This window comes from Vagococcus fessus (assembly GCF_003987565.1).
In the GTDB taxonomy this organism is placed as follows: domain Bacteria; phylum Bacillota; class Bacilli; order Lactobacillales; family Vagococcaceae; genus Vagococcus_D; species Vagococcus_D fessus.
Map to the genome: position 1 here is coordinate 427,395 of NZ_NGJY01000001.1, position 12,627 is coordinate 440,021.

Annotated in this window: 9 protein-coding genes and 2 pseudogenes; 1 reads left to right on the forward strand and 10 read right to left on the reverse strand. The window is 33.8% G+C overall.

All coding sequences use genetic code 11. The features are described from left to right. Nucleotides 1-5: 5 nt before the first annotated feature. Nucleotides 6-782, reverse strand: a complete 777-nt coding sequence (locus CBF31_RS02150; protein ID WP_126830508.1) for a hypothetical protein — start codon at nt 780-782, stop codon at nt 6-8. A gap of 141 nt (nt 783-923) precedes the next feature. Between CBF31_RS02150 and CBF31_RS02155 the strand changes: the two genes are divergently transcribed. After that, nucleotides 924-2,621, forward strand: a complete 1,698-nt coding sequence (locus CBF31_RS02155) for an NFACT RNA binding domain-containing protein (protein WP_126830510.1) — start codon at nt 924-926, stop codon at nt 2,619-2,621. Nucleotides 2,622-2,649: 28 nt separating this feature from the next. On the opposite strand, the gene CBF31_RS02160 is transcribed toward CBF31_RS02155, so the two are convergent. The 9 genes and pseudogenes from CBF31_RS02160 to secA all read right to left on the reverse strand — a co-directional run. After that, complete coding sequence (locus CBF31_RS02160) at nt 2,650-3,009, reverse strand: phage holin family protein (RefSeq protein WP_126830512.1); 360 nt, start codon at nt 3,007-3,009, stop codon at nt 2,650-2,652. Then, entirely contained in the window at nt 3,009-3,350 is a 342-nt protein-coding gene (locus tag CBF31_RS02165) for a PspC domain-containing protein (RefSeq protein WP_126830514.1), read from the reverse strand. Before CBF31_RS02165 ends, CBF31_RS02160 begins: the two co-directional genes overlap by 1 nt. A 27-nt stretch (nt 3,351-3,377) precedes the next feature. Continuing rightward, entirely contained in the window at nt 3,378-4,964 is a 1,587-nt protein-coding gene (liaX, locus tag CBF31_RS02170) for a daptomycin-sensing surface protein LiaX (protein ID WP_126830516.1), read from the reverse strand. A gap of 127 nt (nt 4,965-5,091) precedes the next feature. Continuing rightward, a complete protein-coding gene (gene glpK / locus CBF31_RS02175) occupies nt 5,092-6,588 on the reverse strand; it encodes a glycerol kinase GlpK (RefSeq protein WP_126830518.1) in 1,497 nt (498 codons plus the stop codon). A 418-nt stretch (nt 6,589-7,006) separates the two neighbouring features. Next, nucleotides 7,007-7,891, reverse strand: a complete 885-nt coding sequence (gene ftsX, locus CBF31_RS02180) for a permease-like cell division protein FtsX (protein WP_126830520.1) — start codon at nt 7,889-7,891, stop codon at nt 7,007-7,009. Continuing rightward, complete coding sequence (ftsE, locus tag CBF31_RS02185; protein ID WP_126830522.1) at nt 7,884-8,570, reverse strand: cell division ATP-binding protein FtsE; 687 nt, start codon at nt 8,568-8,570, stop codon at nt 7,884-7,886. Before ftsE ends, ftsX begins: the two co-directional genes overlap by 8 nt. Nucleotides 8,571-8,708: 138 nt before the next feature. After that, a protein-coding gene (gene prfB / locus CBF31_RS02190; protein WP_126830524.1) for a peptide chain release factor 2 occupies nt 8,709-9,807 on the reverse strand; the annotation gives its coding sequence in 2 pieces (ribosomal slippage) (nt 8,709-9,746 and nt 9,748-9,807; 1,098 coding nt in all). A gap of 60 nt (nt 9,808-9,867) precedes the next feature. Next, nucleotides 9,868-9,948: pseudogene (locus CBF31_RS11280) on the reverse strand (SEC-C metal-binding domain-containing protein); the annotation flags it as partial. A 68-nt stretch (nt 9,949-10,016) separates the two neighbouring features. Continuing rightward, nucleotides 10,017-12,396: pseudogene (gene secA, locus CBF31_RS02195) on the reverse strand (preprotein translocase subunit SecA); the annotation flags it as partial. Nucleotides 12,397-12,627: the final 231 nt, after the last annotated feature.

Below are 12,627 nucleotides of genomic sequence, written 5' to 3' on the forward strand. Positions count from 1 at the left end.
CTTTTTTATAAGATGAAATCTTGTAATTCATCTATAATATCTTCATTTTCTTTACGTTTTTCTTCTCGTTCTTTTTGCTCACGTAATTCTTTTTGTTTTTGTTTATTCTTCTCACCAATCTGAGGGCGCTCACCTTGTTCTAAAGTAATCAAGTAATTAACTAACTCTTCCTCAGCTTCATCTTTCGTTGTAAGTGGAATACGATTTACCTCTTTATTATTTTCAAAGCGAAGCATTGTAAAATCAGACTTCAAATGATAAAACTTCTCTATTTTATCTTTATTCATCGTAATCGGATATAAATAAATAGTCCCATCATATTTATTTAACTCTTTTGAATCCAATAATGATTTTTCTAATTGTTCATAATGTTTACCATTTTGATCAACCATCATAACAGTAACTTTTTTATTCTTCTTGATAATATCTTCAAGTTCATCATACGCAACAACTTTAACTTTTTTATTTCCTTCAAAAGTTTGACCAATTAACGTTTCGTTTTGTTTCAATATGATACTGTGATTAATTCTCGGTCCAGCAATCGTTAAAAAGAGCACTAAGACTACAACTGAAAGAACTGATAGAAGAACGAGCTCTTTCTTCTCTATTAGAATCTCTAAGAAACTTTTATCCGATTTTTTTCTAGGTTGTTTGTTTGCAATCGCTTGTTTATTCTTTTCAATCAATCTCTCTTCTCGTTCTTTGAAGTAAGTCATTACTTTTTCTTTATAGTCAATAATAGCTTGTTTTAAATTCTCTAGTAACTTCGTTATTTTTTCCATTCACTTCACCTTTACTCTGTTATAATATAAGTATACTAATTGATAGCGGAAAAGGAAAGCATAATTTGAACCCTTTTTCATTCAAAATCGCTATTATTATAATTAGTTAACTATTGAAAATTAGAAATGAGGTTTTACCCTATGGCATTTGATGGCGTATTTACTCACGCAATGGTAAATGAACTTTCTGACACCCTAATGAATGGTCGTCTATCAAAAATTCATCAACCGTTCGACAATGAATTAATCTTGGTCATCCGTAACCAAGGAAAGAATCATAAACTACTACTATCAGCTCATTCAGCTTATGCACGTATACAACTCACAACAGTTGATTATCAAAACCCTTCAACACCACCAAATTTTTGTATGATGTTACGAAAGTATCTTGAAGGGGCTATTCTTCAAAAAATGAAGCAAATTGAAAACGATAGAATTGTTCATCTAGAATTTTCAAAACGAAACGAGCTTGGTGACTTAGAAAATGTCGTTTTAATTGTTGAATTAATGGGGCGTCACAGTAATATCATCCTAGTGAATAAAGAAAGTAATAAAATACTGGACTGTATTAAGCATGTAGGACCTAGTCAGAATAGCTACCGAATACTTTTACCTGGCGCTGAATATGTACGCCCTCCCAAAAACTCTGAGCAACGTGATCCATTTACAACTGATTATACTCTTGTTTTTGAACTACTTGCTACTGCTGAAGAACTTACCCCTCAGTATTTTCAAGAAACATTCCAAGGGCTTGGTAAAGATACTGCTCATGAATTATCTTACCAAATGGCTGAAAATCCAACTGCATTACTTTCAACATGGAAAGATTTTTGGTCAAAAATTGTTTCAAATCCAGTCCCTACACTTACAATTTACGAAAATAAAGAATATTTCACACCTATCACTTACGACTATTTAGGTCCTGAAAAGTATACTTTCGATTCTTTAAGCGCGTTGTTAGAGATGTTTTATGAAGGGAAAGCTGAGAAGGAACGAGTTAAACAACAAGCTGGAGCCTTAGTTAAAAAAATTGCGGGTGAAAGCAAAAAGATTAAAGCCAAACAAAAGAAATTTAAACAATCACTACTTGATACTGAAAATGCTGAAGTATTCAGACAAAAAGGTGAACTATTGACAACATTCCTTCATGAGGTTCCCAGAGGTGCTAAATCCGTAACCGTTGATAACTATTACGAAGAAAATACACCTATCACAATTAGTTTACGAGAAGATTTAAGCCCTTCTCAAAATGCTCAAAAATACTTCCAAAAATATGGTAAATTAAAAAATAGTGTTAAAATCATCGAAGAACAACTCAAGATTGCGGAACAAGAAGTTAACTATTTAGATTCAGTTTTATCCCAACTAGAACTTGCTACACCTTCTGAAGTTGATTACATCAAAGAAGAATTAATCAGTGAGAAATATATTCGTCCTACCAAACAACAAAAAGCTAAAAAGAATCAAAAAAGTAAACCTGAAAAATACATGTCTACTGATGGAACTATAATTCTAGTCGGTAAAAACAATCTTCAAAATGATCAACTTACGCTTAAAACAGCAGATAAAAATCATTACTGGCTTCATGCTAAAGACATCCCTGGTTCTCATGTTATCGTCCAAAGTGCTGAACCTTCAGAAAAAACTTTAATTGAAGCTGCTAATCTAGCTGCTTATTATTCAAAATTTAGATTATCAAGCAGTGTCCCTGTCGATTATGTCCGAGTTAAACATATTAAAAAACCTAATGGATCAAAACCAGGTTATGTTATATATGAAAATCAAAAAACTTTATTTGTAACACCTGATAAAGAAACAGTTCAAGCCCTTAAAAAATAAGCATCGACCCTATCGGGTCAATGTTTTTTTAATATCTATTTCCAACATTTTTATTAATCACAACAGAATTAACAAGTGACATAATTACGGCAACAAGTATTGCTGTTCCTAAACTTGAAAAACCAAAATTTTGTTCACCAAGTATATATGAAGTCATCGATAACATCATACCGTTAATTACTAAACTGAATAATCCAAATGTTAAAATTGTGATGGGCAATGACAGAATATGTAACAATGGTTTTACCAAAGTATTTAAGATAGACAATACAAAACTTGCTAATATAGCTACCATTAAACTACTCACATAAAAACGATCATTAGGTAAAACAACTGAAAGCGAGATAAATGTAAGAGTATTGACAATTAATCTTTGAAAATAAGTCATTAGAAATCACTCCAATCATCATCGTCAACTTTTTCAGCTTCTTTACGTTTTTTACTTCCTGTTGCATATGGATTACTTCCATAATTTCTCTGATTGTATCCACTATCTTCACGGCCTTTGAAACTACCAAATGTATCATATGGCCCCCTACCTGTTCTGTCTGCAGGTATAATAACCATTAAAATGATATACAGCACAATTGGAGTTCCAATACCAAAGAATGTTAGGATAATGAAAATAACTCTTAAAATAGTCGGATCAATACCTATAAATTCACCAATCCCTCCTAGTACACCAGAAAAGACGATGTTATGTCTTGATTTGGTTAATTTCTTTTTCATACTGGTTCACTCCTCTACTTGTTCTAACTACTGCTCAGTATCTTTCATATAAATACTACCTGTTGTTGTATTTAAACGAATATAAGCAGTTTTATCTTCATTATATCTTCTAAACTGAAGCAGTTGGTTCGTTTTATCTGCTTTTTCACGAATAACTTCAAAATTTGTTAAACGATTTTTAATCGTTCCTAAGCTTGTCTTAACCATCCCATCAACACCAATAGATTCTGGTAGTGCTAACTTAAGTGTACCATTAACAACACTCGCTTCTACTTTAGCTAAGCTATCTGTTCCAGTGATTTTAACATCACCATTCACATTGCTGACACTAATATTTTCGATGTCACCTTGTAGACTATAATCACCATTCACTGCTTCTGAAAGGAAATCCATGACTTTACCACCTGATACAGCCACGTTACCATTAACACCCTCTACTTCAAGCATTGTTGCTACCAAACTATTGAATGTCATATCACCATTAGTACTTTTAACAAATAAATCCTTAGCTTCCAAGTCACTGACCGTCACATCACCGTTCAGTAATTTAACAGAGATGTGATCGTAAATACGACGGGGTAAGTAAAAATTTAAATCTGCTTTAATACGTTTATTTGGAATATGAAACAGAATTTGCTCTTCATCTACTAAAATTTGACTTCTTTCCAAAAAGGCTTCAAAAGGAGTATCTGCTTCCATTTTTCCGTATAATTTAACATCCGCCTCGACTTTTAAATCTTCTGAATCCCAAGGTATAAAGTTTACCTCGCCATTCGCAACTTTAACATCAATAAGAGATGCCGTTGTTTCAGGATAATAAAAGTCATGTTTAAAGCTGCTAGATGACAGTCCCGGAACTTTAATATTAATATCTTTCCAATCTACATTTTCATTGACTGTTTTTATTGTGTCTTTAAAGAAACGACCTAGTTGAACCCCTGCTTCTCCCATTTTTTTACCGAAATGAGAGCCTGCTTCACCTACTTTTTGTCCAAATTCATTAATAGACTCTTCCCAATCCTCGGGAATTTCAAATCTTGGTGCGTCTTTACGAGTTTCTTTCTTTTCTTTGTTAATCGCTGATAATTTAATCTCCAAATCTGTTTTTTTATCATTTAACTGATTCAATTCCAATTCTAGCTTCGAAATAACGTCATGTAATTCATTACTTTTAGTTTCATGTTCTTCTGTTAGCTCTTCTAAGTCAGATAAGGTATTTAGTACCATCAACTCTTCTTGTTTTGCATTAATTTTACTTTCTAATACTTCAATATCTTTACACACATTATCAAGCTCAGCAGACGCATTATTTGCTTCTTGTGTCAATTGGGCAAGTAATCTTTCAAGTCGTTGCTTATCCTCTTGTTCGCTCGCCTCTCTTGCTTTTTCTGCTTGTGCTTGCTCTTCTTCAAAAGATAAACTTTCTTCTGGATTAAAAAACTCGGCTTCAACTGAATTGCTTGTTTTTTTGGCTGTATTTTTAATATCACCAGCTTCTTTAGTAACCGTCTTGACATCTTTTTCCGTTGCCATATTTTCCAAAAGCACTAATGCTTCTTCAGTTGTAATAATTCCTTTTTTTACTAATTCAAATACACGTTCTTGTTCTTTCATAATAAATAGCCTCCTTAGCTAATGTACTTCTTAATGAAGTTTTATCTTACATGACTATTATCACTCTAAAACAACAAATTGTCATAGGACCTAAGATGGATTTATCTCTCAATTCTAAGGATGAGCTTTAGTCTTCGTGAAAGAAACGAGCAGCAGCTACGGCTTTTTTCCACTTTTTATAATAAGCTTCGCGATCCTTAACATCCATATCAGGATAAAAACTGCTTTCAACTTGCCAAATGTGACGTATTTCTTCAGTGTTTTTCCAAAATCCAGTACCTAAACCTGCCAAGAAAGCTGCTCCCATTGCTGTTGTTTCAGTAACAAGCGGTTTAAAAATTGGAATATTTAAAATATCAGCTTGGAATTCTAATAAGAATTTATTTTTTGAAGCGCCCCCATCAACTTTCATTTGTGTAATTGGTAAACCAGTTTCACAAACCATTGTTTCGATAACATCTTTTGTTTGATAAGCAATACTTTCAAGCGTCGCACGCGCAAATGTTTGACGACTTGTTCCTCTTGTTACACCAAATATCGCTCCTCGGACATTCGAATCCCAATACGGTGCACCTAAGCCAACAAATGCTGGTACAACATATACACCTTCATTACTTGCAAGCTCGTAAGACATCTGTTCAGTTTCATAGGATTCTTCAATGATTTCTAACCCATCCCTTAACCATTGAATAGCTGAACCTGTTACAAAGATACTTCCTTCTAGAGCATAGCAAACTTCACCCTTATCATCACACGCTAACGTTGTCAATAAACCATGCTCAGAATTAACTGCTTTTTTACCCGTATTCATTAAAATAAATGAACCTGTTCCGTAGGTATTTTTTACATTACCTGGTTCAAAACAGTTTTGCCCAAATAATGCCGCTTGTTGGTCACCTGCAACACCAGTAATACTAACCTCTTCATCAAACAAATGATAATAAGCTGTCTTACCATAAAAATCTGATGACTTCTTAACTTCTGGTAAAAGAGTTTTAGGAATATTAAAAATTTCTAATAGCTCATCGTCCCACTCTAGACTATGAATATTAAACATCATGGTACGAGAAGCGTTTGTATAATCAGTCGCATGTACTTTCCCATCTGTCAGTTTCCAAATTAGCCACGTATCAATCGTACCAAATAATAAGTCACCTTTTTCTGCACGTTTGCGAGCCTGTGGAATTTCGTTTAGCAACCACATTACTTTGGTAGCTGAAAAATATGAGTTCACTTTTAGACCCGTTTTCAATCGAATTAAATCCTCATATCCTTCATCAATCAGCTGATTAGTAATATCGTTAGTCTGTCTTGATTGCCAAACCAAAGCATGATGAATCGGCATGCCTGATTCTTTATCCCATATAACCGTTGTTTCACGTTGATTAGTGATGCCTATACTTTCAATATCTTTAGCACTAATTCTTGCCTCTTGCATAACCTGATGCGTCACGTTGAGAACACTTTGCCAAATTTCATTTGCATCATGCTCAACCCAACTCGGTTGTGGGAAATATTGTGGAAATTCTTCTTGCGCTTTTGCAATATCTACACCCTCTTTATTGAATAAAATTGCTCGTGTACTTGTCGTTCCTTGATCAATAACTAAAATAAATTTTTCCATTTTTATCCCACCTATTCCAGTATTTTATACCTTAATTTTACCCTAGTTGCACCATTCTTACAATCAGATGTTCTTTTCAAAAAACTTGTTTATATTTTAACAAAAACTAAAACTTAACATCAAAAAACATAACCTTATTTTCAAAATAATTAAAATATGTCCGCTAATTGATATTTATTTAACAGATATGGTATACTCTTAGTGAATCATCTTTGGTGTTTTTCTGAGCAAGAGCAATTGATATTTCCCCAAAGTCTGATTGTTCATGCTAGAATGACTTTTTTCAAAGAATTATGTCATAGAGAGGGTTATTCCCCAATCTTTCTCTCTATGATTGATTCATCCCCTTACAGTTGGTCATAAGACCAACTGTTTTTTTTACAAAAAAAGACCACATACATAATATGTGGTCTTACTTTTATATTTTTAAGAAACGTCTCATAGATAATATAGATCCAACAGAACCAATCAATATCCCAACTACTAACATCAGTATATTAATTTGAGGAATAAGTGCATCTGGTTTGATTAATGAATAACCTGATGTTACTAAACCACGATTCACATAAAAGTATGCTTGCATATAACCTAAAGTCATAATAATAATTGGTACAATACTACCTAAGATACCAATCCAAGCACCTTCTAAAAAGAATGGCCAACGGATGAAGCTGTTTTTAGCTCCAACAAGTCGCATAATCTGGATTTCACGTTTACGCGAAATAATAGTAATACGAATTGTATTTGAAATCAAGAACACTGCTATAAATAATAAGACAGCTGTTGCAATGATTCCCCACTTACGAACTGCTTTAGATATTTTGAAAATCTTATCTGAAGATAAACCACCATAATCGGCTTTATAAACATTTTTAAGCTTGGTTGCAGCCTTTTGAACTTCTTTAGTAGCTTCCGGTGTTGACGCATTTACAATAAATACATCATACAATGGGTTTTCATCTTTAGAGAATAATTTCCAGCTATTTCCCATATCTTCAACTAATTTTTCGTACTGTTCTTTTTTACTTGAGAATTTAACTTCTTTTACTTCTGGTAATTCTTTGAGTTCTTTTTCTAATTTATCAAGATCTTTCTTCTCTGTTCCAATCTCAACAAATACCGAAACATCAACAGTACGTTCAATATCTTTTGCTAACTTAGTTACGTTAAAGATAATTGATAAGAAAATCCCTACTAAAACTAATGTAACGGTAACCGCACTTACTGATGCTAAAGTCATCCATCCATTACGTTTTAAACTTTTTAAACTTTCGCCAATATGACGGAAAAATGTTCTAATCATCGTAACCGTATTCCCCCTCACGTTGGTCGCGAATAATACGACCATTTTCAATAGCTAATACACGGTGACGAATCGTATTTACGATTGTACTATTGTGCGTTGCCATTAAAACTGTAGTTCCTTGTAAATTAATTTTTTCCAAAAGTTTCATAATTTCCCAAGAATTTTCAGGATCTAAGTTCCCTGTTGGTTCATCGGCTATTAGCACTTTTGGCGTATTCACGATAGCGCGTGCAATCGCAACACGTTGTTGCTCCCCACCAGATAGTTCACTTGGGAACATGCGCACTTTATGACGTAATCCAACTAAATCTAAAACTTCTAAGACACGTTTTTTGATTTCTCTTGGTTTTTTACCGATTACTTGCATGGCATAGGCCACATTCTCATACACTGTTTTCTTAGGTAGTAATTTATAATCTTGGAAGACAATCCCAACATCACGTCTTAAGTATGGTACTTGTTTATCTTTAATTTGCATTAAATCATGATCACATACTGTTAAACTACCTTTTGTCGCTTTTTCCTCACGGTATAAAAGACGAATAAATGTTGATTTACCAGCCCCACTGGGCCCTACAACATAAACAAAATCGCCTTGTCCGATATTAATCGAAACATTTCTAAGGGCTGTTGTACCATTAGAATATTTTTTCGTAACATCAATCATTTCAATCATTTACATTCCCCTATCTTACAATAGTTGTTTTTTGAAAAATAACTAGTTTTATCTTTTTAAGACTGTCACCATTATAGCACTTGAATATTGTAATTCATCTTACTTTTAATTACAAGTTTATTTCAAATATATCACACCTTATAAACTCAATCGTAAGAAAGCGTCTATAAAGTTGTCTAAATCTCCGTCCATAACAGACTGAGTATTACCAACTTCATAATTAGTTCTATGATCTTTAACCATAGAATATGGGTGGAAAACATAAGATCTGATTTGTGATCCCCAACCAATTTCCATTTGCTCCCCTTTAATAGCGGCTGCTTCTTTTTCTTGTTTTTCAAGTTCTAATTGATGGAGCTTAACTTTCAACATGCCTAACGCCTGCTCTCTATTCTTCAATTGAGAACGTTGGGCCTGACTCGAAACAACAAAACCTGTAGGAATATGAGTCAATCGAACAGCAGAATCAGTTTTATTAACATGCTGCCCCCCTGCACCGCTTGCCCTAAAAGTATCCATCTTAATATCATCAGGATTAATCTCTATCTCTATTTCATTATTAAGTTCTGGCATGACATCTACCGAACAAAAAGAAGTATGTCTTCTACTTTGAGAATCAAACGGTGAAATTCTCACTAAACGGTGAACTCCTTTTTCAGCTTTTAGATACCCATACGCATTTAAACCTTTGATTAATAATGTGACACTTTTTATCCCGGCATCATCCCCTGCTTGGTAATCGATATAATCTACCTTAAAGTCGTGAGCATTTGCCCATCTTGTATACATACGTAGTAGCATATCTCCCCAATCTTGCGATTCAGTTCCTCCTGCCCCTGGATGTAATTCAAGAATAGCATTATGACTATCATAAGGACCATTTAAAAGTTGGGTTAATTCATACTGAGATAGCTGGTTTAAAAACAAGTTAAGTCTGTTGATCATCTCTTTTTCAAGATCTACATCATCTTCCTCACCAAGCATTTCAAGAAATACCATCAACTCATCATACTCTTCTTCTAACTTCTTGTATAATTCATACTTAGCTTTTAAAGCATTGCTCTCATCAATCACTTTTTGAGCAGAATTATTATCATCCCAAAAACCTGGTTCGGACATTTTATTATCTAAAACAGCAAGAGTCTGTTCTAACTCATCTAAGTCAAAGGGACCTCCCAAATTCAAGCAGTTTACTTTGAGCAGATTCTAGTTCTTTTCTTATTTCACTAATTTCCACGCTGTCATCTCCTTTAAAAAAAAGCAATGCGGCTTGGATTATCCAAACCGCACTGTCATATTACATCTCTTTACCGTGACAGTTCTTGAATTTCTTGCCACTACCACATGGACATAGGTCATTACGTCCTACATTTTCAACTTGGCGAGGTTTTTTGCGAGAATCTGAATCTACTCGACCTTCATCCAATGAAGGTTTAACAGGCTCAGCTTGCGCTACTTGCTCACGTTGAACATTTTGTCTAATTTCTGATTTCATGAACAAACGAGTAACATCATACTCAATTGAACCAACCATTTCATTAAACATTCTATACCCTTCTTGTTGGTATTCAACAAGCGGATTATTTTGGCCATATGCACGTAAACCAATAGACTCACGTAATTGATCCATAGCATCAATATGGTCTGTCCACTTCATATCTACTACACGTAAAATAACAACTTTTTGGAATTCAAGCAATTGTTCTTCACTTTGTAATTGATCAGCTTTTGTTTCAAATACTTCTTTAGCTTTAGAAACTAGGTAATCTGACATTTCCTCTGGTGTCTTATCTTCAATATCAGCTAATGTAATATCATCTTCATGAATTAAGCATGCACCCGCAAAATCAACAATACCTTGTAAGTTCCAATCTTTTTTCTCAGGGGCTGTTGTATGATCTACAACAACTTGCTTAATCGTACGTTCAACCATTCCCATAACCACTGGTGTTAATGATTCATCTGACATGATAACTTCATTACGTTGCGCATAAATGATTTCACGTTGCTCACGCATAACATCATCATACTGTAAGACGTTTTTACGTGTATCGTAGTTATTACCTTCAACACGTTTTTGAGCTGCTTCGACTTGTTTAGATAGCATTTTACTTTGAATAACTGCATCTTCTTCAGCGATTTTGAAACGGTCTAACATCGCTTTAACTTTGTCTGAACCGAAACGTTTCATTAAGTCATCTTCAAGAGATAGGTAGAATTGTGTCACACCTGGATCTCCTTGACGACCAGCACGTCCACGTAACTGATTATCAATACGACGAGATTCATGACGCTCAGTACCAATAACTGCTAAACCACCTAATTCTTTAACACCTAAGCCTAACTTGATATCTGTACCACGACCAGCCATATTTGTTGCGATTGTTACTGCGCCTTTTTGACCAGCATTTAAAATAATTTCAGCTTCTTTAAAGTGATTTTTCGCATTTAATACTTCATGCGGAACGCCTTCTTTATTTAATAAGTCAGAAATTAATTCTGATGTTTCAACAGCAACCGTACCAACAAGTACAGGCTGTCCAGCTGCATGACGTTCTTTAATATCTTGAACCACTGCTTTAAATTTGCTACTTAAAGTTGGGTATAATAAATCAGATCTATCATCACGAGCAATCGGACGGTTTGTAGGAATTTGGAATACTTCCATGTTATAAATCTCACGGAATTCTTCTTCTTCTGTTTTAGCTGTACCAGTCATACCTGATAATTTTTTATACATTCTAAAGAAGTTTTGGTAAGTAACGTTAGCCATTGTTTTTGTTTCATCTTCAATTTCAACGCCTTCTTTAGACTCGATGGCTTGATGTAGGCCATCAGAATAACGACGGCCATCCATAATACGACCAGTAAATTGGTCAACAATCATGACTTTCCCATCTTGAACAACGTAATCAATGTCTAACAACATAATATAGTTTGCGCGTAATGAGTTATCTAGATAATGTGTTAATGCTGTATTTTCAATGTCATATAAGTTTTCAACACCGAAATTTTCTTCAGCTTTTGAGATACCTTCTTCAGTGAAAGCAATTGTTTTAGATTGAACATCAATTTTATAATCCACTTCATTTTCTAAACGTTTCACAAAATTGTCAGCTCTAGAATATAACGCAGTAGATTTCTCTGCTCCACCAGAAATAATAAGAGGTGTACGTGCTTCATCGATTAAGATCGAATCCACTTCATCGACGATTGCGTGGTTTAATGGACGTTGTACCATATCTTCACGGTAAACAACCATATTATCACGTAGATAATCAAATCCCAGCTCACTATTTGTACTATATGTGATATCACAAGCATAAGCTAAGCGTTTTTCTTCAGATGATTTTTCATTTAAGTTAAGTCCTACTGTAAGACCTAAGAAATTATATAATTCACCCATTTCGCTAGCATCACGAGTTGATAAGTACTCATTGACGGTAACTACGTGTACCCCTTCACCTGATAAAGCATTTAAATATACAGGCATTGTCGCTGTTAACGTTTTACCTTCACCCGTTTTCATTTCTGGGATATTCCCTTCATGAAGTACGATACCACCCATAACCTGAACTTTATACGGATGTAAACCTAATACACGCTTAGCTCCTTCACGAACTACAGCAAATGCTTCTGGTAGTAAGTCATCTAATGTTTCACCTTTTTGAAGACGTCCTTTAAATTCCTCTGTTTTACCTTTTAATTCATCATCGCTTAATTTTGACATTGCTTCGTCATGTGTAAAGACTTTATCTGCAAGCTTTTCTAAGCGTTTAATTTCTTTTTTGTCACTTTCAATTATCTTTTTAAGAAAATTAGCCATTCTGTCGTTCCTTTCATAATAAAAGAATCAATACGATTCTATCTGTTCTTATTTTTTAGTTTATAAGCAATTTAATAATTTATCAATCCATCTCTATTATTTTAGCATTTTTGGGATGAAATTGAAATAGTTTTACTCTAATACAATACCACATTGTGCAATTAGTTTTAATTAAATATTTATATTTTTTTAAATAAATGTATAATTAAATTATCAAAAAAAAAAAAATAC